11 protein-coding genes and 1 pseudogene are annotated in these 22814 nt (G+C 68.3%); 5 read left to right on the top strand and 7 right to left on the bottom strand.

Annotated elements, in window-relative coordinates; genetic code table 11:
- Window positions 1-13 precede the first annotated feature (13 nt).
- Window positions 14-235 (top strand): hypothetical protein, encoded by a 222-nt coding sequence (locus OG407_RS00060; protein ID WP_405853769.1) that lies wholly within the window; start codon window positions 14-16, stop codon window positions 233-235.
- A gap of 521 nt (window positions 236-756) precedes the next feature.
- Here OG407_RS00060 and OG407_RS00055 read toward each other — a convergent pair.
- The 5 genes and pseudogenes from OG407_RS00055 to OG407_RS00035 all read right to left on the bottom strand — a co-directional run bounded on the left by OG407_RS00055 (window position 757) and on the right by OG407_RS00035 (window position 9245).
- Entirely contained in the window at window positions 757-3534 is a 2778-nt protein-coding gene (locus OG407_RS00055) for a helicase associated domain-containing protein (RefSeq protein ID WP_405868203.1), read from the bottom strand.
- 12 nt (window positions 3535-3546) lie between these two features.
- Window positions 3547-3957 (bottom strand): annotated as a pseudogene (locus OG407_RS00050) (TniQ family protein); the annotation flags it as partial.
- 110 nt (window positions 3958-4067) lie between these two features.
- Window positions 4068-4625, bottom strand: coding sequence for a telomere-protecting terminal protein Tpg (tpg, locus tag OG407_RS00045; protein WP_405853768.1), 558 nt, complete (start codon window positions 4623-4625; stop codon window positions 4068-4070).
- A gap of 4 nt (window positions 4626-4629) precedes the next feature.
- Window positions 4630-6762 carry a telomere-associated protein Tap gene (gene tap / locus OG407_RS00040; RefSeq protein ID WP_405853766.1) on the bottom strand — a complete coding sequence of 711 codons (2133 nt, stop codon included), beginning with the start codon at window positions 6760-6762 and terminating at the stop codon, window positions 4630-4632.
- 395 nt (window positions 6763-7157) lie between these two features.
- Window positions 7158-9245 (bottom strand): DNA methyltransferase, encoded by a 2088-nt coding sequence (locus OG407_RS00035; protein ID WP_405853764.1) that lies wholly within the window; start codon window positions 9243-9245, stop codon window positions 7158-7160.
- A 119-nt stretch (window positions 9246-9364) separates the two neighbouring features.
- Here OG407_RS00035 and OG407_RS00030 point away from each other — a divergent pair, with 119 nt between their 5' ends.
- From OG407_RS00030 to OG407_RS00015, 4 genes are read left to right on the top strand one after another with little or no spacing between them, the layout of a single operon-like run.
- On the top strand, window positions 9365-11857 hold the full coding sequence (locus OG407_RS00030) for a hypothetical protein (RefSeq protein WP_405853762.1): 2493 nt from the start codon (window positions 9365-9367) through the stop codon (window positions 11855-11857).
- Entirely contained in the window at window positions 11854-15411 is a 3558-nt protein-coding gene (locus OG407_RS00025; RefSeq protein WP_405853760.1) for a helicase-related protein, read from the top strand. The genes OG407_RS00030 and OG407_RS00025 overlap by 4 nt, the downstream gene beginning before the upstream one ends.
- On the top strand, window positions 15395-17209 hold the full coding sequence (locus OG407_RS00020) for a hypothetical protein (protein ID WP_405853758.1): 1815 nt from the start codon (window positions 15395-15397) through the stop codon (window positions 17207-17209). The genes OG407_RS00025 and OG407_RS00020 overlap by 17 nt, the downstream gene beginning before the upstream one ends.
- Window positions 17206-18270 carry a phospholipase D-like domain-containing protein gene (locus OG407_RS00015; protein WP_405853756.1) on the top strand — a complete coding sequence of 355 codons (1065 nt, stop codon included), beginning with the start codon at window positions 17206-17208 and terminating at the stop codon, window positions 18268-18270. The genes OG407_RS00020 and OG407_RS00015 overlap by 4 nt, the downstream gene beginning before the upstream one ends.
- Window positions 18271-18447: 177 nt before the next feature.
- On the opposite strand, the gene OG407_RS00010 is transcribed toward OG407_RS00015, so the two are convergent.
- A complete protein-coding gene (locus OG407_RS00010; RefSeq protein ID WP_405853754.1) occupies window positions 18448-19776 on the bottom strand; it encodes a hypothetical protein in 1329 nt (442 codons plus the stop codon).
- A gap of 83 nt (window positions 19777-19859) precedes the next feature.
- Window positions 19860-22256, bottom strand: coding sequence for a Helicase associated domain protein (locus tag OG407_RS00005; protein WP_405853752.1), 2397 nt, complete (start codon window positions 22254-22256; stop codon window positions 19860-19862).
- Window positions 22257-22814 lie beyond the last annotated feature (558 nt).

Below are 22814 nucleotides of genomic sequence, written 5' to 3'. Positions count from 1 at the left end.
AGTTGATGATTGCTTGGATTCTTTTTTCGGGGTCGGTGATTTCATCGAGGGCGGCTGCGAATTTTTCGTCGACGATGTTTCCTTTGCGTTGGCGGTTGTGGTCGAGGATCAGGCTGGTGAGGGGGATGGCGAGGTATGCCGCGATGACGATCGCTCCCACGGCCCACCATGGCGCGCCGCCCAGAGCGCCTGCAAGGACGGCAGGAAGGCCGGCCAGGAGGCCGGCGACGGGTGAGAGGGAGGACGAGTTCATCGCGTGGATGCCCTTCCAGCACGCGACGGCAGGGCCGCCTCATGCCTGAACGAGTCGGCCTGGGCCGACTGGGACGGAAAGAGGCGGCACGTGTGTGCCAGAGAGTGAGGGCATGCCGACGGCCGGCGCCGCCGTGAGGCGGCCCGGTGATGTTTTACGGCAGGCTTTTCAGCGCCCCAGGATGGGACTTTCTTTTCCCTGGGGCGTGATTCAGAGGGTTTGCTAGGTGGTTTTTGCGGGGGAGGTTTTCTTCGGCTTTTTGGGCAGGGTGGGCTACAGCTGTGAGCTAACAAAAAGAATGTTCACAAAGCCCCTGAGCCGATTCATCTGACCTCTGCCGCACCACCCTTCTCTGTTCGCTGGCCGCGTGCACCCTGTTGCGGGCACGCCAGACCTGCCCACCAGTATCGCCCATCGCGCCGCCTTCCAGGGCCCGTTCGGGAGCTTTCGTGGGCGAGGTCGTGTGCTTGACGGTGGTTCGGGGCGGCGCAGAGGCGCTGAGCTCAGGGTTTCATGTGCGAACTGCTCCAGCCCTCAGTGAAGCTGGCCGTGATGAGGAGTTGTTGTTGGTCGGGGTGGAGGGTGCTCCATTGACTGCGTTGGGCGTTGGCCCACCGTTGGAGTGTGTCGGGGAGGGGTTCGTTCCCGCTGGTCGTGGCGCGGTATTGCTGCCAGGTGCGGTGCCAGGTGTAGGGCCAGGGTGGGTTCCACCACGGGTCCAGGGCGGTGAGCGCCTCAATGGTGGTGGTGGAGAGGACGCCGGCGCGGGCTTTGCGGCGTTGCTGGCCCAGCCATCTGCCGAGGGGGAAGCCGTCTTGTCGGGTGTGCTTGTCCGGGGTGAGGTGGCCGTGCTGGGCGGCGTAGGCGCGTGCGTGGTCGAGTCCGGGGCTGGCGGGGTAGGAGCGTGTGGCCGGGGCGGGTCGTTCGCCTACGACAGCGTCGGGTGTGATGCCGAGGGCGGTCAGGAGGTCCTGCTGGCCGGGGTGGAGATGCTCCCAGGACTCCTGCTGGACACGGATCCAGCGGCAAAGGCCTCGTGAGAGGTTCCTGGCCGGTATGCCGGCGGCACCCGTGGCTGCCGTGCGGAGGCGGTGGTAGGCCTGCTGCCATCGCAGGGGCCAGGGCGGATTCCACCACGGATCGATCATGGTCAGGGCTTCGGCCCGGGTGGGGGAGAGGCGACCCTGACGGGCGCGTAGTCGTTGCCAGGCCAGCCACTTCCCCAGCGGGAACCCGTCGAGGACGATGCTGACGGGCGCGGCGATATGGCCGTATTCGGCCGCGTAGGCGCGAGCTTCTGCGAGCGCGGTGTCCAGAAGATCGGGCGCGGCGCGGGGAGCCGGTGGTTGGGCGGCTCGGGCTGTCTCGGCGGTGATACCGATCTTGGTCAGCAGGCGGTGCTGCTCGGGGTGGAGTGTGCCGTAGCCGGTGCACTGCCGCCTCAGCCAGTCGGCCAGCTCCTTCTCAAGGTCCGCAATGCCGCTACCGCCGCCGCCGGCTGCGGGCTCTGACCGCTCGCGTACGCGGCTCCAATGGCGTTGCCACTCCAAGGACCAGGTCGGGTTCCACCAGGGGTCGAGCGCTGCGAGGAGCGTGCTGACCGGCCATGTCCCGCTTGTACTGCGATGGTGCTCCCGCGCCTGGTGGCGCTGTTCGCTCAGCCACCGGCCCAGCGGAAACCCCTCAGGACAAGCTTTCAGGTGCGTGGCGAGGTGGCCGTGTGCGGCGGCGTACGTGCGCGCGTGGGCCAGCCCGGGGCCCGTACCGCAGAGCTGGCCGATGATCTCGTGGGGGCAAGCGGCGGCGGTCTCGGCGGTGATGCCGATCTCCGCCAGCAGATGCTGCTGCTGCGGATGCAACTGCTTGTAGCTGGTGCACTGTACGGACAGCCATGTGGCCCAGCCGTCACTGCCGTCCGGCCAGCTCCCTTCTGTAGCCCTTTGGTGCCGGTCTCGGGCATGAGCGCGGATTAGGTGCCAGGTTCGCTGCCACGCCAGGGGCCACGGGGGGTTCCACCACACGTCGATCGCGTCGAGCACCTGGAGGTGCGCGCCGGGTTCGTCCTGGCGGCGGGTGAGGCAACGCTGGGCAGTGAGCCACTTCCCGAGCAAAAACCCTTGGTACGAGATGTTCTTGGTGGCCAGGGCCAGGCATCCGTGTTCGGCGGCGAAGGCGCGCGCACAGTCAACAGCCTTATCGATGCCTGCTGTCCTGCTCGTTCGGCGCGGGCGTGCGCTGCCGGCGGCCTGGGCCGTGAGGCCGATGTCGGTCAGCAGACGGCGTTGTTCGGGGTGGAGTGAGCTGTAGTCGGTGCACTGCAGGTACAGCCATTCCCCGGTCAGCATGTGGGTGTCGGGGAAGCCGTCGGCGGCGTTGAGGGGGCCGTGGTGTCTGACGTGGTCGCGGGCGCGGTAGTAGGAGCGCTGCCACTTCACCGACCAGGGGATGTTCCACCACGGATCCACCTCCTTGAGGGCGGCGGCCTTTTCTTCAGGCAGGACCAAGGCGTGGGCCTGCTGGTTGTGCACCCATTTCCCCAGGGCGAAGGAACCGACTCGGGTGTCGCGTTGGGTGGCGAGGTGGCCGTGCTGGGCGGCGTAGGTGCGCGCGTGGGCCAGGCCGGCGGCGAAGGCGCCCTCGGCGTGCACGCTGTGACCCCGCAGCCGTTTCTGAGCCGGCAGACCCTCTGTGCCCGCGGTCTGCCGACGCTGGTAGCCCGCGAGAACGTCGGCGAGAGGCCGGGGCCGGAGCGCCAAGGGGACCTGCCACAGGCGCTGTTCGTCGTCTCCACTGCCGCCCTCGGTACGGATGCACTGGTACGTCCAGGCAAACAGCGCTCCGTGGGTACAGTCGGCCAGACGCTCGGTGAGCCACGAACGCCGCAAGCGATGGCCCAGCTCGCCGGGCACGCAGGGCACATCAGCCAACCGGTAAGGGAGGTGACCACCACCGTCAGCAGCGACACGGAGCCGCCAGGCCCGGCTTGCCAGAAGCGTGGCGAGGGCGACGGTCTCGGGGTAGGTGACCAGATCCCGCGCCAGGATCCGCCACCGCTGCGGATCCTCGCCCGCGGGCATGGCCGCATCCAGCCGCATCGGCCACAGACGTTCCTCGGGCCACTCCTGCGCCCACCACCAGGCTGTGACCGCTTCCGCAACCTCGAACGCCGAACCAGCGACGGGGGAGCGGCGCAGCAGCCTGCGGTGATCCGCCTGCGCCTGGACCACCTCCGGGCATCCGGCCAACCCCACGACACGGCCCCCGCTGCCAGGCACGTTCATCAGCCAGCACCGGTGGCGTGGGCAGACTCGCTGGTGCGCCGCCAGGTACACCCGGGCTGGTGCAACGCGACCGGTCCGCGCGGCCACACAGCCCGGGCACGCCGGACCCCAGGCAGCAACCGTCTCCACCCCGTTGTAGAGCCGCGCCGCCGGCCGCTCCTTCGAGGGGCCCAGCGGCTCCTCCCGCGTCCAGGCCGGCAACGCATGGCGTAAGCCCACCTGCGGCACACGACACAGCGCCGCGACCCGGTCCCGGGCCGCGGCGTTCAAGAACACCTCACTGTCGCCCTGCAGAGCCCGGACGATGCCCTGCTGGCCAGCCACTTCGGTAACCGACGACAGCAGACTCCGCACCGTCAGGCCGTACCTGTCCGCGATCCGCCCCAGGAACGACAACGTCATCTCACCCTGCAGGGGCGCCACCCGAAAAGCACCCGCATCCAGCAACAGCGTCCCCACCCATCCCGTCGCTTGTGACACCTATCGTGCTTCGGCTCAACAAGCAGGTGCCGGGCCCGCCGGCCGGTGTCGGGTCAGTAGTCGAGGTCGAGGTAGTCGATGTCGTTGAGGGTGATGTCGGAGAGTCCTGTGGCGCGCCCTCCGCCGTCTTGAAAGTAGATCTCTTTGAATCCTTCGGCGATGATTCCACGCATCTGCTGGTCGCTGGCGCCCGCCGTGCGAGCGTCGAACAGGCGCTGTGCGTAAGCCGGTGGAAGGTGCACGGTCAGTCGGCGGAAGCGTCCGTCGTCGGTTGTGCCGACGGGTGCGCTGTAGCCGAAGCGGGCCCTCGTCTCCACGGTGATGCCGCCGGAGGTCGCAGCCTGTTTCTGGCGGCGTTTGCGCACCTGTGGCTGCCACCGTTGCCGTACTGCGTCGTCGATTTTCGTGGCGACGTCGGCGCGGGCGTGTTTGCGGGCGCCGCGCCGGTAGCGGTTGACGGAGTCGGCGGTGACGCCGAGTTCCTGTGCGACGGCCTTCGCGCTGCCCATCTGCTTGAGCAGGTAGCCGATCTGACCCTTCAGCGTCTTCGGAGGCTCGCGGGTGAAGGCCTCCCGGTCGGCCCGCTCGATCGCGTCGTCGATCTCGCCCACAGCCCTACTCCCCTTCGTCCAGGACGGCGTCGCCGCCCTTGATGTGGCGGGCCGGGTTGAGGCCCTTCTCCATCAGGTCGACCGCCCACAGCATCGACTGCACGCCCTCCAGCTTCGCCAGGCCCGGCGTGGGCCCGAGGCGGAACCCGCCGGGCTGCGGCTTGCCGGACGCCGCGTACGGCAGGAAGTCCAGCGGGCTCTCCCCCGGGGACGGGTAGACGACGCAGTCGGACAGCACCGCGAGCGGGTACAGACCCGTCATCGTGACCATGTTGCGCAGCTTGCGGTGCATGTTGACCCGGGCCTTGCTGATGACGGCGGCGCGGATGTCGGGGCGCCAGGTCGGGCGCTGCATGGCCGGCCACGGGTCGCCGTCCTTGTACTGCTTGCCCTGGGGGCGCTCGCGGAGCTTGCCGACGCCGCCCTTCACGGTCGCCTTGATGGCACCGAGGACGGCGGCCATCGCCGGATCGACCTGCTTGTGCTGCTCCATCGCCGCGAGGAACTGGCGGTCGTCCAGGTCCCGGGTGACACCGAGGTCGGCGAGGGTGTCGACGTAGGCGGTCTTCAGCCGGTCGTGCCACGGGTCCAGGTACGCGCCGGTCTCCCGCCGCAGGTACCCCTCGATCGGAGCGACGTTGAAGCCGAGCTCCTGGGCGTAGGCGATGGTGTGCGTCTGGTACCAGGCAGGTCCCGTCGGACGGCTGCCGTCCGGCGTGAACGGCGAGGGCAGGCGCGGGTCCAGCTCGATGTGGGACAGGTCGATCAGCCAGGAGCCGGGGATCTTCGGGTTGAACGCCGGGGTGTGGAAGTGGTCGGGGGCGGAGAGGCCGACGACCAGGCGTGCGGCGGCGGCGAGGAAGGCGGTGTTGAGGTCCAGGCCGATGGCGAAGGGCAGTGTGCACTCCTCATCGCTGAGCAGGTCCACCGAGCGCACCCACTGGTAGGCCTCTTCGTTGAGGAACCCGCCGGTCCAGCCGCTGTTCACGACCACGGGGTGTTCCGGGGTGGCCTCCGGTGGCGCCGGGTCCATCGGCTCCGACCCCAGCGATCCGGCGTTGTAGCCGGACACCCAGTTCCCGGTTGCCGGGTCCTGCACGGCCTTCGTCGGCGGGCGCAGCGCCGTCATCAGCTCCAGGCCCGAGACGGCGGTGGAGCCGCGCGGGGTGATGACCCGCTGGGCGTACACACCCAGGACGCGGGCGATGTCGGCCGCCTCCATGTCCGCGACGCCGGGCCAGGACCGCTCATCGAGGGCGTCCCAGGACAGGATCGCGAGCTGCACGCACTGCCGCTCACGCCCCTGCGCCTTGCGGTAGATCCGCGCCCACGGGCCGAACCCGCGCTGCGTGAGCTGCCACTTCGCCTTTACCACCTGCTTGACGACCGAGTGGTCCTCGGGCAGGCGCAGGGAGCGGCGCTGCTCGTGGCCCTCCAGGCGTTCCGGCAGCCCGAGCTTCACGGCGGCCGCCGCGGTGAGGACGATCAGCGGATCGCTGTCTTTGCCATGGCGGTTGAGCTTCGCGGCACCGAGGCCGGACTCCTTGAGGGTCCACTCCACTAGCTGCGGGATGGTGGTCGCCGGGCAGTCGAGCACGATGCCGTCGACGCCGTACGCGGACCCGTCTGCGTCCAGCACGGCGAGCGGGCCGTGCGGGAACCGCGCGTCGGCCGCAGGCGCGGCACGCTTCGGCGCCGGTCGGCGTGACGTCGATGCAGCAGACAGGTTGGCGGGGCGCTCGGGCTCCGGAGCGGCCTGGCCGGCCTGGACTGCGGGAGCCTCCACGGCGGCGGGTGCCTGGGTCGCGGCCAGGTTGGAGGACGTCTCCGGGACCGGCTCCGGGCGGGGCGCGGGAGACGGAACGGACGCGACGGCGGGACCTGCCTGGGCGGGGTACTTCGCTGTCCAGCCGTCCAGTAGCCGCTGGTAGGCATCCAGACGCGGCGACTTCGGCTCCGAGCGGCCGTTCTCCCAGTTCTTCACCGACTGGGTCGTCGTCTTCAACGCGGTGGCGAGGCGGGCCTGTGTAATGCCTGCGGCCTCACGCAGCCGGGCACGCTCCGCCGGAGGCGGCAGATGCGGCTCCTCCTCCAACAGAGCGTCGACGGACGCGAACAGCTCTTCCTCAGAAGCCATTCCCTGCCCCTTCACATCAGGACTCGATACTGCTTAGCCAAAAACTTATCCCATTCCTTAACCTTTCCCATTCCAGCGCAGCGAGCGCGGCGAGTTTGTCGACGGTGAGCTTCGCGCGGCGTCCTTCTGGTTCATGATCCACACCCCGAGTTTGACCTCGGCCCCGTCTTCCGCGCGTCTTCTACCGGGTAACGCCGCTGCAGGACCGCGACCGGCTCTGAGTCGGACCACGGGGGCGGCCGTGAGTAGTGCGACGCCGCCCCATTCCCGGCAGGCGACTGCAGCAGTGCGAGGGCGGGGCTTCGCCGTTGGGCGCGCTGCGTGTTGGCGCCGTACCCCGTTCCCCTCGCTGGCCTGGGCCAGGTCGGATGTGGCTGGCACTGGCCCCGGAGGAGTCAGGTGGTGCTGAATTCCGCTACCGCCGCCGTGGCTCGCTGGTCTGCCTCTGCTTGCAGCATCTCCCAGTCGGCGGCTGCCTGGCGTGTTCCCGCCGCGAGGACCGCGGCGCGTACGGCGGTGCGGACATCGCCGGGGCCCACCCGCAGTCCGGCCCTCCTGAGGCTCTGGATTTCCGACAGCGCCTGCGCGGCGGCCTGGTCGACGTCGGGGGCTGCCCCGGCAGACGTGCCGGCAGCGTCCCGGCACAGCACGATGACGTCGATGCGGTTGGGCTCCGCCGCTGCGGTCTTGGAGAGACTGGTCGCCACTTCGGCGATCACGGCGCGGGTGGTGGTGACGGTGAAGCCGGCGTCGGACAGTGACCGCATCAGAGCGCACCAGCCCGTGGTCTGCGACTGGTGGAAGCTGAACAGGAGGCAGCCGCCGGGCTTGAGGACGCGTCGGCACTCGCGCCAGACGCGGGCTGCGGTGGCTTGGAATCCGTCAGGGGCGGCGTTCTGTACTTCTTGGACGGTCCGGGTGCTGGGCATGTCCGGGTAGCCCTGGTAGGGGCGCATGGCGCTGAGCCAGGCGTGGAAGAAGTCGGCCAGTTCCGAGTAGTGGACGTTGTCGACGTAGGGGGGGTCGGTGACGATGAGGTCCACGCTGTTGTCGGGGAGATCCGTTCGCGAGGCGTCGCCGGTGGTGGTGTAGGCCGTTGCGGGATCCCGCACAAACTGTTGCCACGTCGTGCTCAGGGGGCGGGCGACGGGCAGCGAGGACTGGTCGACGGCGAGGATCCGATCGGCCTCGGCCCTGAAGTCCAGCGGGGTGCTCTTGTACTGGGCCGCTTTGTGTAGCCGGGTGAGCGCCCCGGAGAATCCGGCCGATCCCCCTTGGGCGCCCCAGGGGTCTCCTTCGACGCTGCACCGCTCCGGTCGCAGTACGTGGTTGTGGAAGACCGAGCGGACCGGGCCGGTGCCTTCCCCCTTGTAGGAGCAGAACAGATTGTGGTGTTCGACGGTTCTGCCGAACGATGCGATGAGCGCCTCGCGTTCCGCGGAGGCCCCGGGGAGATCGCGCAGCGCCGCGCCGATCAGCCCGAGGCTGTAACGCTGGCGCTCGTTGAAGAACCGCTCCCAGGAGTCGTACCCCCAGCGCAGCGCCTGGACCGTGCTGACGCCTTCCTCCAGCGCGCCGAGCGGACGTACGAGCTCATCGGGGGATGTGTCGGCGAGGGACTTCGCCGCCTTGTCGTACAGGCAGAGGTCGAAGTCGTCGATCGCCCGGTACTCACGCTTGCCGTCGGCGCGCAACACCAACTTCGCGTACATGCGCCGCTCCGGGACGGCGCCGTTCAGCGCACCAATGACAGAGGTGCGGTGCCCGTGACGGCATGTCATGAACCTTCCGCGTGCGGCCCCTTGGAACGGGAAGGTCAGGCCGCAGGCGGGGCAGTGCCCCCTCTCGTCCTTGCTCAGGTCGGTGACGCAGATGCCCCGGCAGCCCGGGCATACGGCCTGGGCGCGGGGGAATCGGCGCGGGTACGCATGGCGGGCGAAGACCCGGGTGGTGAAGAGCTCCACGTCCTCACCGCACTCCGGGCAGTACGCGAGGGCCACCCAGAAGTAGTGCAGGACCGGCTCGTTGGAGACGGTGCGGTGCAGTTCCTGGACGGGACGGGCGCACTTCCTGACGACCTGCCCGAAGAGGTCCGCGAGCACCTCTAGATCCCATGGCTGCAGCGCCTGCCGCTGGGTGAGCGTCGCGACGGGGTTGATGTCGCGGCCGACGACGGCGGCCCCGAGTTTGGCCGCCTCGACAAGGGTGGTGCCCGATCCGGCGAAGGGGTCATAGACGACGAGCCCCCGCAGCCTGGCCGCGGCGTCCGCAACGGAGTCGTCCGGCCCGGACACGGCAGCCAACAGTAAGTGGCGTGCGACGCTGCCCAGGCGCCTCGCCCACCACTTGTGCACGTAGGTCGCGGGCCGGTGCACCTCCTTGCGCCACGACTCGTGCTCGGCGATCAGGCTCCACTCCACTGGCGCCGGCCCGGCCTCGAGGAGTGAGACCGGGGGGAGGCCCGCCCCTGGCTTCTCGTTCATGTGTACGCCCCCGGTGGTCCGAACCCGGATCCACCGCCCTCGGATTGGGCAGGAGCAGGTGACGGCCTGTCAACGTGCGTTACTGTAACGGCAGGTAGTCGGGGGATACCAGGTGGGTGATGGCGCGCGTGACGTATCTGGACTGTCTCGTCCCTCCCGACGCAGACCCGGCCGACTTCTTCGAGCGCGTGCAGGCCCTTCGTATGACGGACCGCGGACGCACCGTCGATCTCGGCCCGCTGGACCGTGCCACCCTGACCCTGCTGTCCCGCGCATTATCGAGTGATCAACGCAGCGTGTACCTGGGCCTCCCGCGCGGGCAACACGACCTGGCCGTGCTGATCGGGATCTACCTCCAGCTCGTACGGCGCGGGGCAGAGCTGACCGGCAAATCACCTTGCCCGGTCCCTGACGGACCGGTGGTCGTCGTCGGACTGCGCACCAACGTCACCGTACGGCTGGCACAGCTCGCGATCGGCAGGCAGAACCTCTCGCGAGCCCTGCGCATGCAGAGAATCCGCGGTGACGGGCGGGTCGTTGACCTCCAAGGAAAGATCACCAGGGCTGTCGACTCGCCCTCGGGGCTGTTCTACCTCAACACCGCGCTCGGCAGGCCCTCACTGGGGACCAGCGTCGGCACTGTCGTCATCGACCGCACCAGCATGGCCAACGACCGGTCCTGGGAGCGCGCGTTGGCCTGGGCGAGCGAGCACGGCGCCGCTCGTGTAGTGGCCGTGGCCGACCTGGGCACTCAGCCGGGCAGCAGCCGGGCCTGGATGCAGTGGCCGTGGACTCCCGCGCTGCGCGTCGACGTGCGGCACACCCTCGGGCACCGCCCCGCATACGGCCCCCTGACCAGCAACGCCCTCCTCGCCCACCGCCCGGCAGCCGCACCAAGCGTGGCGGTATACCGCCACGAGCAGCTCGCCGAGCTATACCGGACGGTCGTGGCGGGTGTGGTCGCAGCACGGCGTGTCCACACGTTGGAGCCCTGGCCGCAGCCGATCGCCGACGCCGTGCGTCTGCTCAACCTGCTGTGGTGCAGCTGGGGTTCGATCGGGAGGCAAGACACCTGGCAGGTACTGATGGGGCGCGGCAGCGGCGCACGGGCGCTGGCCCGGTCGGTGTCCCGCGGGACATTGGAGGGCCGGGCCGGGCCGTGGGGGCTGTTCCGCGAGACCCAATGGCCCGACCTTCGGCGCGGCGTGCTGAACCTGTATGAACTGCTGTACGACGGCAACCCGCGCTGGGATCTACTGCTCGCGCTGATCGATTGGGCGCGGGCCGACCGGGCAGGCGTCCCCGTTCTCGTCCGCACCCGCTCCCGCTCTGCCGCCGCAGCTGTCGCCGAGGAACTGGCCGACGCACTCGGCGGTGATGCCGATTCCCTGCTGCTCGCCCCCCGGCCCGGGCCCGTCGCCGGGGCAACCGGTGCGCTGCACGTGATGCCCTATACGGAACGCCTGGCCTGGGACCCCTCGCCGAGGTTCGAGCTTCACCTCGGTGTCCCCTCGACCTTGCGCACCGGCGTGCTGTTCTCCGGTGCTGCCGATGAACACGTCGCCGTGGTGGAGCAGAGCGAGTACACGTGGCTGGAGCGTTCGGCCGGCCGCGCGCTGCACGACTGGCACGAGCAGATACGCCAGACTGCCGCGGTGCTGCGGCTGGGCGAGGTACCGGAGCCGGCGACGCCCCCGCTGCCCGTCGCGTACGGCCCCGTCGACTTCTCCGGACCGTCCTCCGCACCAGACGATTCGCCCCAGCGTGACAGCCGACTCGCCCTCGATCTCTCGGCTCTCTTCGAGGACTACGACGCCCCGGCCAGGGCCATCAGCACCCCGGCGGCCCCCGGCCGCGGTGCCACAGCGGTGGCGGCGGACGGCCCGGTGCCGGCCACGGCCGTGCTCACCGAGCCCGAAGGGGCGGTGCTCTGGCTGCGCAGTGACGAGCAGGTCGATGTCCTCATCGGCCAGCGCTACGCCAGGGTGCCCGTGGCCGCGCTCACCCCCGGCAGCCGGCTCCTGCGCGCACGCGGCGACGGGCAGTCCAGACTCCACGACCGGCTCGTCATGGTGATGCACGACAGCGCCGAGGTGACCGCCATGGACACGATGATCGGCTTCTTCCGCCAGGCCATCATCGCCGTGCACGAGCAGCGAGGGTCGTGGCCAAACGTGCTCACCGCCCTGAAGAACCTCGGGAGCGAGGTCTCGTCATGGCAGGCGGTGAGTAAATGGGCCGACGGCAGCGTCATCGCCCCGGAGGACCCGCAAGACATCCACCGGGTTGCCCTGCTGGCCCGGGACACCCGGCTGACCTCGGGAGGCACGTGGCAGCGCCTGGCTCGCATGGCGGAGGAACTACGCCGCTTACACCGGGCGCTGGGCCACACCGCGGCTGCAGCGATGACCGAGGCCGTACGGGGCACGGAAGGCCCCGCCCTTCGCCAGCTAAAGACACTGTGCTCCGGGATCGACGTCTCGGAGGTCCTTGAGGAGTTCGACCTGGTCGTCGTCCGCCGCGTCGGCGGCCAGAAGAGCGTGTCCGCGTCCGCCCTGGACCGCGCGCCAGGTCCCCGCAGCGCAAGCAGCTCACCACAGGAGGCGCCGTGAACGATGCCCGCAACAACCCGCTGGCGCCGCACCCCGACAGTGCTGCGGACAACCAGCGGGAGACGGTGCTGATCGACCACCTGACGCAGGTCCTCGCCGACAGGCTCGCCGACCGCAGCGGTGCCCCGCACAAACCCCCGTGGACACCACGCGACCACGTGGTCGTCGGAGTGCTGCCCGCCGCCGTGGTCCCGCCGCGACACCTGCTGGCACCAGACGAGGCGACGGCCGACCCGAGCCGGCCCGTCGAATCCCTGCGCGGCACACAGACGCCCCCGGTCCTGGCACTCGACTTCCGGGTGCGTACCATCCCCGGCCGCAGGACCGCACAACTCGCCGTCCACTGCCGATTCGCCCTGTACCTGGAGGACATTGCCAGTTACACCGAGCACAGGGAGTACCTGCGCGGCGATGAAGACCCATCCGGCGCACAGACCCGGCCGGGAGAGCTGCTGGGCGTCTGGCGCCGCCACGACGTCCACGTGCCCGACCTGGTCATCGAAGTGCCGCTAGGAGAAGGCGACGTCGATCCGCACGCGTTCAGCGAGGCCCAGCAGGTGCTGGACCGGGCGGTCCGCCGCGCGGTGGACACGCACTTCGCCGGATCCGATGCCCGTCGCCCGCTCACCGCAGGGCCGCAGAGCCGCCAGGGCCGACGCAGGCGCAACGTGCTCCCCGCGGAGGCCATGGCCGACGAGGAGACCTTCCACCGCCACGTCGCGGCACTGCTGGACCGCGACGCAACCCCTTGCGCACCCCAGCTGGTGCTGTCCGCGCACGCCCAAGCCCTGGACGGCGGCGACCACCTCATACGCGTCTCCCTGCACAACCAAAGCGACACGGCGCAGAGCGACTGGCAAGACCTCTCCGTGTACGACTGCCGCTTCGCGGTCCTGCCCGGAGACGGCATCAGCATCGTGCCCCAGCGCTTCCACCTCGCCCCCCGCGACTACCGGCTGGAGGCGCTGGCGGAGGTGATCGGCCGCGGCACCGGCTGCGCAGCAGTCCCCCATGGCAGCGGCCTGCGGACCGAGACCCTGCCCGTCCACGTCCAACGCACTGTCGTGCCCCGCCAAGCCGGGGTGCGGCACCCGCAGTGGCGTGAGCTCGCCGACGACCCGGCCCCGATCCTGGACTCCGTCGAAGTCGCGATGGCCCGCTACTCCCGGGAGTTCGCCGCCGCCTGCCGTGCCGCCCAACAGCTGCCGCACCACAAGGCCATCGAAGCCGACCGCGCCCAGTTCGACGACGAGGCTAAGCGGTTCGGCCTCGGCCGCGAATGCCTGGACCTGGACCCGGACCTCAAACGTGCCTTCCAGCTCGCCAACGAGGTCTTCGCCCGTGTCAACGAAGGCCGCACGTACGACAGTTGGCGGCTCTTCCAACTGGTCTACATCGTCTCCCACCTGCCGGCCCTCGCCGTGCGCGAGCACCCGCAGCGTGCGGACCTGCGCGCTGAACTCGACCACACCGACGTACTGTGGTTCCCCGCGGGTGGGGGGAAGACCGAGGCGTACCTGGGGTTGATCCTCACGGCCCTGTTCTACGACCGGCTGCGAGGCAAGCACGCAGGGGTCACCGCCTGGCTGCGCTTCCCGCTGCGCATGCTCAGCGTGCAGCAACTCGACCGCACCCTGCGCATGCTGATCGCCGCCGAGGGACTTCGCGTCGAACGTCGGATCGGATCCCCCCACGACGACCCCTTCGCGCTCGGCTACCTGGCGGGCGGGGCGGGCAGTCCCAACGACCTCCACTGGGAGCGGGGCTGGTGGCGCGGCTGGGAGACCGAGGCCGCCGCCACCCGGGCGGGGACCTTCGCCGAAGACCACCTGCGCGACCGGCTCGTGATCACCTGTCCCTACTGTGAGCGCGACAGCGTACGGCTGCGCCTGGACACCGACGCGGTCCGCCTGCATCACGAGTGCGCCGCCTGCCAGCGGATCCTGCCCCTGCACGTGAGCGACGTCGAGGTTTACCGCACCCTGCCGGCGATCGTCATCTCCACCGTCGACAAACTCACCGGGCACAGCTGGTTCCCCGAGTTCACCGCGTTCCATCACGGACCGAGACATCGCTGCGCCGAGCATGGCTACTTCTCCTTCCCGCGTATTGGAGCCTGCCTGGCCGGACCGAGCCACTGCACCGCGCCGAAGGGCGGCTACCCGACGGCCCGCCCGATCAAGGACCCGGTACCGGCACTGACGGTTCAGGACGAGATGCACCTCCTCAAGGAGGAGCTCGGCGCGTTCAACGCGCACTACGAAGGCCTGATCGCCGAACTCCAGTCAGGAGCAGGCAGCGGTCTGCCCAGCAAAGTACTGGGCGCCTCCGCCACCATCGAGCAGTACCAGGACCAGCTCCGCCAGCTCTACGGCCGCCGTCCCCGCGCCTTCCCCGCACCGGGATGGACACTCGGCGAGAGCTTCTACACCACCACCCGGCCCGACTTCCGGCGCGTTCACATCGGAGTGCTCCCGCACAAGCGCCGCAAAGCCGACGTCGCCGCGATCGTGCAGGGCGAGCTCCTCACCGAGATCGCCCGGCTCCAGGAGGAGCCCAAGGCCCTGCGCGAGCGCCTCGCCCTGCACGGGCTGCCCGACTCGGACCTCCCACGGCTCCTCTTCCCCTACGAGGTCTCCTTGGCCTATGTGAACAGCAAGCAGCACGGCACCCAGCTCGACGAGGAGCTCGGCCAGCTCTCCGACGACCTGCAGCACGCTGGCCTCGACCGCGTCGAGCACGCGGTGCTCACCGGCGAAGTCCCGGTTCCCGACCTCGCGGCGGCCATCGCCCGGGTCCAACGCGAGCACCTGGACACACCACGAGGAGAGCGGCTGCGTGCCCTGGTCGGCACCAGCGTGCTCAGCCACGGGGTGGACCTAGAGCGCCTCAACCTCCTGGTCCTGGCCGGCATGCCGCCGACCGCCGCCGACTACATCCAGGTCACCGCCCGGGCCGGGCGAACCCACGCAGGCCTCGTCGTCACCGTCTACGACCCCGTCTCGCGCCGCGAACGCTCCATGTTCTCCAACTTCCTGAGCTACCACCGCCTGCTCGACCGCATGGTCACCCCCGTGCCCGTCAACAAGTACGCCTACTTCGCAGCCCGGCGCACCCTGCCCGGCATCGTGCTGGCGCTGCTCCACGACGCCGCCCGCGACCCCGCGCTGAAGCCACCACCGGAAGGGGCTGACTACTCCAAAGACTTCAAGCGCTGGTGGAGCGCCCAACGACCACTCCTCGACCCCTGGCTGGAACGACGCATCCCCGCCTGCTATCGCGAGCGCGTGGCGGGCGTAAACGGGCGCGGACTGGAGAACGACCTCGTTGAGCGGATCATGGAGACCTGGCGGCAGGAGGAACGGCCCAACCTCAACAAGGGCGCAGAGGAAAGGCGCACCGCCTACCTCTTCCTCCAACAGCCGCTCACCAGCTTCCGCGACATCGACAAGAGCACATCGTTCCAGTCACTGACCAGCAGCCAGGACGCCTTCAAAGCGCTCGCCACCAACACCGCCGACAGCAAGGGGGGCGAGGATGAACCGCAGCCGTAGCCAGGCCATGACCGCCTTCCTGCCCGGTGCCGTCTTCCGCCACGAGCAGCGGCTGCGAGGCAGGGTCCAGGCAGTCGACGGGGACGTGGTCAAGAAGCTCAACGAAGACGTCATCTACGACGAGATCTCCCGCTACCTAGAGCGCTGGAGCGAGGACGCCAGAGCCGCCCTGCCCGTGCCGCAGGGCCGATTGCGGCAGAACTTCGTCCTGGTCAGTCCCGACCTCGTCCGCTTCGAGGTGTTCCCGCTCGTCCTCGAATGCGTCCGCCGCTCCTGCCGCCGCGTGCGCACGTACATGAAAGCCCAGCAACTCGCGGCTGACCCCCGGTGCCGCACCTGCGGCGCACAGCTGCGGCAGCTCCCGTACTTCAACGCGCACAACTGCGGACGCGTCCGCCCCATGTACGTGCCCAAGTGCCGTGTTCCCGCGCACGGCTACGACCACATCGTGTTCGAGAACACGGGAAGCTTCGTCACCGCCCTCTGGCGCTGCGTCGGCCCAGGCTGCGGCGGAGTGAAGCTCCAGGGGACATCGCAGTCCCCTTGCGGCTGCGAATGGAAGGACGCCGCCGGCCGCGCCATGATGCGTGCAAGGACGTTCAACGACACCCGCGCCTACCAGGTCCATGCCCTGCAGCTCGTCAACATCGACAACTCCGAGTTCCGGCAGTACCAGCGCCATCCCCAGCGCGGCCGGATCGCGGCCGCCCACTATCTGAATCTGATTGGCTCCCTCGCCCAGGGCATCGGCGATGCCTCCCACGGAGTCACGGTGACGCGCCTGTCCCCGCAGGAATGGCAACAGAGAGAAGAGCAACTGCGCCAGATCCACATGGGGGAGGAGGAGATTGAGCAGCTCCGCAGAGTGATGGGCCCCGAGGAGAGCGGCCTGGCTGCTCTGCCGAACACGGACGCCGACAACGCGCGGTGGGAGCTGCTCGGTGCAGACCGCCCCTTCGTGGAACGCGCAGCCGTCTTCGACCCCGCTCAGATCCAGCGCATCACCCTCGACGACCAGTGTGCGCGCTTCGCCGAGCTCCAGGACCGGCTGGCCCAGCAGACCACGGAGCGCGCCCGCGAGCAGGCCCGCACCCTGGGGATTGCAGAGATCGCGGTCACCTGGGAGTTTCCCGTAGCCCGAGTTGCCTTCGGCTACACCAGAGAGGAGCACGAGCCCGAGCGGGGCGTCTTGACCGGCTTCCACAACAAGTACCACCACGACGGGAAGTACCCGGTCTACGTCGCAGCATCCGACACTGAAGCCCTCCTGGTCACCTTCTCTGCACGTTCCGTCCTATCGTTCCTGATCGCCAAAGGACTCGCCGTCGGGGCGGCCGAAGACGAATCGGCGGCCCGCCAGCGGCTGCTGGAACTGTTCACGGATCAGGATGATCCGGAAGCCGTCCGCGCGGCAGCAACCGTACACACGGTCATCCACACCCTCGGCCACCTCCTGCTTCGGTCCCTGGACGACGGCCAAGTAGGACTGGCCGAGAACACGCTCGCCGAATGGGTCGTCACGAAGGCGCTCACCGTCGCCATCTACGCCGACAACGTCCGTGAATTCACTCTCGGATCACTGTGGACCCTGCTCAGCAACCGCGTGCTCAGCTGGCTGGAGAGCACCGCAGACTCGGTGCTCAGCTGCGAGAACGACCCGCTGTGCCATCAGTCCTCACCACGGTGCTGCGAACGCTGCGTCTACCTCACGTTCGGCTGCCGGCTATTCAACGACGACCTCGACCGGGGCCTTGCCGCAGAGTTCCTCCGCCACACGGCCGCCTCGAGCCACACATGACCGACGAACTGCGACCGCTGGTCCCGCTCGCCCAGCTACTGGAGCGCCTCGCGGGCAGCTACGCGGCAGCCGCCGAATGGACACGGGAGGTCGCCAGAGCCGACACCCTTGACGCCCTCCGTGTGCACGGGGTCGCAGACGATTACGCTACCGCCGTACGCCAGCTCGCCGCCGAGTGCGGCCTACTGGTCTCAGGCCGGAACACAGGGCTCGTCCCTGCCCGCCTCTCTCAACTCCAGGTGCTCCTGGACGTCCTGGACGGCCTTGACCCACCGCCTGCAGCACCACCATCCGAGCGCCCTCTGGTGTTCACCACCCCCCGAGCCGCCGCCCACCTGGTAGCGCCCCCCGTCCGACGCCTGGACCTGTTAGTCCAGGACGTCATCGCCGGGGCCAACAGCGAACTCCACATCGGCGGCCCCTTCTGGAACCGCCACGGCTGCGACCTGCTGCGCGAGGTTTTGCTGCCCGCTGTCGCCGAGCGTCAGGTCGCCGTCCACTTCTACGCCCACGACCCGAGCAGCCGGGCCCAACCCCTGAACGATCTCGTCAAAGACTGCGCCGACTACGGAAGAACGTCCTTGTACTGGTGGACCGGGGCCAACCCCGGCATCATGCACGCCAAGTTCGTAGTCGCCGACCGCGCCACTGGCTATTTCGGCAGCGCGAACCTGTCCTCCCTCGGTCTTCAAGAGCACTTCGAGATAGGCATGGAACTGGGAAGCACCCAGGCATCCTCACTGGTGGACTTGTGCACCCGGCTCCGCCAGGAAGGCTTCTTCGCCCAGGTCACCGAGGGGCCGGGACGCGCACCCGGCCCGCTCGTCCTCGTGGAGACCGCCGACGGGAAACGTCGCTTCGGCCAGTTGCGATCCTGGCACACTACGAGGGACGGCCGCCGTGAAGCGGATGTGTTGTGCCGCCTCTCGGATGACGCTCCGCGGCCAGCCAGAGTCCGCGTCGATGAGAGCCGTATCCGGCTCTTTCCCGGGGTCGATTACGCCAACGTGCCGGCAGACGGCGCCTGTGCAGGCGGCGGCGAAACCGGATCCACCGGGTAATTCCTGACACGAGACGAACGGCCCGCTGCCTACCGCTCGTTTCAGGGGCCGAGCTGGGCGGTTGCGGCGTAGATCTCCTTCTGTGCGAAAGGCATCGGCTTCTTGACCGTGCCCGCTCCGAATTCATCGGAGTGGGCACAACAATCGTGTGGCCCCGGTGCTTCAGGCCCAGTTCGACTACTTGAGCTCCTTGTCCGTCAGGAGCAGGAAGTCGACAGCGCAGCCGATGCGTTTGTGAAGGTCAGCGAGGGTGTACCAGGAGCTCGGGTTCAGAGCGGAAAGGTCAGGCTGGTCGATCAGTCCGTACTGGACGCGGCGGTGGTGGGCGCCAAGTCCCTGAAAGACCCACGGCACCAGCTTGACCATGCGGACGTCCGTTGCCCCCGCTGTGGTGAACCACCCGTCTGAGATGGGGAAGAAGTGGTCGAAGGCTTCGAGCGCCGTCGGGATCTCGTCGACCGGGATGCTGGAGTACTTCGACATCCAATCGAACTCCTGCTCCTTCCGGTCTTCAAGGTAAAACCCTCCCCAGCCCCACAGAAACTGCTGCCAGAAGGTCGCGTAGCGTCGGAAGCTCGGCTGCTCCCGCAGCCACTCCATGCCGGTGTGGAAGGTCGAAGGGAGGGTGTGGTAAGTCAGCCCTTGGAAGATGAAAACCCCTCGGTCCTCCGACATATTGAACTCCGGCGCGCCGTCGGGGTGTGCGAGCGCGTAGTCGACGGCGGCCTTGAGGATGGCCAGGCGGGCACGATGCTCGAGGTATGTGCATGCCTGCAACTCCGGATACTTCCCCCTGAGCATCGCCTGGTAGCTCGGGCTGCTGGCGGGCGCCGACTGTGGGTCAAACGTGCCTCCATCGAGTTCATGCGCATAGCCGCGCGTCAACTGTGGATGCTCCTGGTACGCCTCGTACAGCATCGCCACAGACTCTTCGGGAGCCCGCGCGAGGAAGGTGCCGTTGTTGATCTGGCGATGGTAGGTCTTCGCCGACCTGGCGCCCTGCTCGCCCTTCTTCGCCCGCTCATGAATGAGATGGACGAACTTACGCTCCACCCCGTACGAGAACCGCCACAGGTCGATGAGCTCCGGCTCCACGAAGGTGCCGAAGCCCTTTTCCGAGAACTGTTTTGGAGCGGCCTGGAAGTCGTTGAAGCAGATGACCTCAAGCCCCAGAGGGCCCATTCGGGTGGGGGCTGTCTCGCGGTCGTCCCAACGGGTGTGGAAGAAGGCGCCCTGGTGGATCTTCAGGTACTGCATCCAACCGACGACCTTGAAGAGTTCCGTGTACCCCCATTTGCCACCTTTGACTTCAATGAGCCGCCGCGGGGCTTGCTCATCCGCGTAATCAGTGGTGACGATGTCGAGCTCAAGGAGGTCAGCAGGATCGGACTCCACAATCTGCTTCTCTACAAAGTGGCTCGATGCTTGGAAAAGCGCGGCAATGTAATCCTCGAGTTCCTCACCGGCCCCGGGGATCTCCGGCAGCTTCACAACCTTCTTGCTCATCCGCAGCCCTCTCTATGCCGAGCGACCATACCTGCGCGATCACAGGGCGGCCACGTGTTTCCAATGGCCAGCTCACGGCAACGTCACACCACCGCCCAGTTGAGCCCGAGGTCGGCGAGTGCGGCGAGTTTGTCGCTGCTGAGCTTCGCGCGCCGAGTCTTGGTGTTGGACAGGAACACCCCGAGCTTCACCTCCGACCCGTCCGGCAACACCTCTACGTGCCCCCGTGGGACGGTCACGGAGCCGGTGCGGGTCTTGTACTGCGCGAGGGCCGCCACGCCCTTCTCGAAGGCCCCTGAGGGCGTCATGGAGGGCTTCGCGGGCATCTGCGGTTCCGGGGTGAGCGGTGTGATGCCGAGCTGTTCCAGTCGTTCGCGCTGCCGAGCCGTCAGTTTCGTCCAAGTGGCGTGTTGGCGTTGCTTGTTGAGCCATCGTCCGATGTCCATGCCGTGGACGGTGAGGCCGGGCAGGACATCGGGTCCGCCGGTTTGGCTGTCTTCGTCGCGTACGAGTTCGCGGAGTGCGGCGTAGTGGCGTTGCCAGTCGGCCGGCCACGACGGGTTCCAGTCCTCGTCCACGGCTTCCAGCGCCGTCTTCCACTCGGGGTGGTCGTCCAGCGCGCCGGGACGCCGCAAATTCGCGAGCCACATCCCCAACGGCCTGTCCAGCATGGCCGCCGTGCGGGGGGCGCAGAGTGTCCAGTGTTGGTCGTAGTACGCCTTGGCGGCTTCCAGGTTCTCCTGGAACCGCTCATCCGCTACGGACCAGACCATGCCGAGCCGCTCCAGGCGCTGCGCGCGCTGCCCGTTCATCTCCCCGGCTGCGTAGGCGCGTCGTTGTTCTGCGACCCATTGTCCAAGTGGTGTCGCGCCCTCTCGGTGTCCGTAGGGCACCCTCGCGTTCCCGACCCGTTCGACGTACGTCTTCAGCTTCGCCCAGCCGCGGGCCCAGTCCTGACGTTCGGTGTCGATCAGGTTGAAGGACACCCAGTCCGCGACCATCACCGGATCACGCGGAGCGGCAAAGCGGAGCAGCAGGCGGGCTTCTTCTTCGCCTTCTTCCGGCGCGACACCGATGTTCACAGACGGCTGCGCCACATCCTTCTGCGGTTCCTGGGGGATGGCGAGCAGTTCCACGGCCTCTTCGTCGTGGGCCCGCAGCCCTTCCAGGACTTTCACCAAAGGCTTGTATGAGCCGGAGGTGAACATGTCCTCGGGCTGTTCTCCCGGCTGGAGGAAGACGGGCACGATCAGGGAGGCGAGCTTGCCCTGCCCGGGCTTCTGCCGCAGTGCCCGGCCGATGGCCTGGACGATGTCGTGCGGCGCCCCCTTGGGGTCCAACAGGGCAACCGAATCCACGCTTCGAATATCGACACCCTCACCCAACACACGACAATTCGAGAGCACGGCCCGCTGCGCCGTCGACCCGAACGAACCCAGCACTTCCCGCCGGCGCTCGGGGACGTGCTCGCCGCACAGCCAGTCCGCCCAGACCCCAGCGGGGTACGTCTCCGGCCGATCCGCGTGCAGCTTGGCGGCCACGCGCTCTAGGCCCTCCGCGTACGCCTGCGCCTCGATCGTCCGGTGATGGAAGGTGATGCACGTCTGCAGATTGTGCTGCGCCATCGTGTGCAGCAACGCGGCCTGCAGGGCTCCCAGTCGCTGCCCGCGCACTTCCTCGCTGCGCCGCTCCTCGCCCATCAGCCGTTCCGGGGTGACGACCGGGTCCTGGAGCTCCAGGACGATGATCTGATACCGCGCCAGCAACCCCCGGGAGACGGCAGAGGCGAGCGAGAGTTTGTACAGGACGGGACCGAAGACCTTCTCGTCGTCCATGGACGCTGCCATCTCCCGCGGCAGCGGGTCCCGCACCCCCTCGGCAACCTCTCGGTTGAGCCGCTCTTCCCAGATCCGCGGCGTGGCCGTCAGGTACAGCCGCCGGTGTGCCGGGATCACGGTCTGGTCGTGGACGTCCGCCCACGCCTTACCCATCGACCCAGAAGTCCGGTGCGCCTCATCAACCAACGCCAGGTCCACCGGTGCCAGTTGCTGTCCGTAGACGCCCTCGAAAGCCTCGGCCAGGACACCCAGGCTGGCGTACGTCGCATAGATCGTCACAGGACCCTGCCCGTGCCACAGCGCCAGCTGCACAGGGTTCGTGGTCGAACGCACCCGAAGGTCCCACAGCTCCGGGTCGTCCTGCAGCGAACACACTGCCACCGCCGGCCCCTTGTGCCCGAAGTCGTGCCACGCCTTCACCGTCTGCGCCAGAAGATCCAGCGTCGGCACCAGCACGAGAACGCGCCCCTTGGGCACAAGCCGCTTCGCCGACGCCGCCGCAATGATGGTCTTCCCCGTGCCACACGCGGCGTGCACCTGCCCGCGCAGGCCATGGAAGGGAATGCCGCCCTGCGGGATGTCGAGACCGCGCACAATGGCGGAGACAGCCTCGGTCTGGTGGTCACGCAGTTTCACGGCCATTTCCGTGTTCTCCTTTTAGCGGAATACGACGCGCAATCAGAAAGGGGAAAACCCGGAGCGGTTGAGAGGTCCGGGGGTGGTGCTGTCTGATACCAGACTCTACACAGTGCATCATCGTGATGCATCTATCTTGAGTCAACTTTCATCCTCAGAAGTGATACACCGTCGAACCCTACCCCATCGCGGCGAGTTTCAGTGTAGCCTGGCAGGACATTCGCGAACCATGCAGTTGACAGATTCGGGAGTGGGGGAGGGGTTCGGGTGGAGCGCAGCGGAGCCCGTCACTGCGGTGAGGCCGGCACCTGTCGACCTGACAGTCCGTCACTTCCGCTGTAGGGGAGATGGCTGGGATTCCCAGTCGCTACACAGGCCCGCACGTGATGCACCGCCCCTTGCTGCCAGCCCGGGCGACCGCGCTTGCGCGGGTGCCTCCAATTCGCGCTTGCGCGAATTGACTTCCTTTCGGAATTCCGTTTACGGAATTCCATTTCCGCGTTTACGCGAGAATTCGAATTGCGCTTGCGCAATTCGCGCTCTATGCCCCGGCTTGCCGGGGCA

This window comes from Streptomyces sp. NBC_01515 (genome assembly GCF_045040345.1).
Classification (GTDB): domain Bacteria; phylum Actinomycetota; class Actinomycetes; order Streptomycetales; family Streptomycetaceae; genus Streptomyces.
Note: the sequence above shows the minus strand (reverse complement) of the source record. Positions and strands in the feature narration are given on the sequence as shown.

What these genes read in the sequence shown, in the direction of transcription:
- OG407_RS00015 (WP_405853756.1), top strand. Translation starts at nt 17,206, where the DNA reads ATGACCGACGAACTGCGACCGCTGGTCCCGCTCGCCCAGCTACTGGAG.
- OG407_RS00005 (WP_405853752.1), bottom strand. Translation starts at nt 22,256, where the DNA reads ATGGCCGTGAAACTGCGTGACCACCAGACCGAGGCTGTCTCCGCCATT.
- OG407_RS00035 (WP_405853764.1), bottom strand. Translation starts at nt 9,245, where the DNA reads ATGAACGAGAAGCCAGGGGCGGGCCTCCCCCCGGTCTCACTCCTCGAG.
- OG407_RS00010 (WP_405853754.1), bottom strand. Translation starts at nt 19,776, where the DNA reads ATGAGCAAGAAGGTTGTGAAGCTGCCGGAGATCCCCGGGGCCGGTGAG.
- OG407_RS00055 (WP_405868203.1), bottom strand. Translation starts at nt 3,534, where the DNA reads ATGAACGTGCCTGGCAGCGGGGGCCGTGTCGTGGGGTTGGCCGGATGC.
- OG407_RS00020 (WP_405853758.1), top strand. Translation starts at nt 15,395, where the DNA reads ATGAACCGCAGCCGTAGCCAGGCCATGACCGCCTTCCTGCCCGGTGCC.
- OG407_RS00030 (WP_405853762.1), top strand. Translation starts at nt 9,365, where the DNA reads ATGGCGCGCGTGACGTATCTGGACTGTCTCGTCCCTCCCGACGCAGAC.
- tap (WP_405853766.1), bottom strand. Translation starts at nt 6,762, where the DNA reads ATGGCTTCTGAGGAAGAGCTGTTCGCGTCCGTCGACGCTCTGTTGGAG.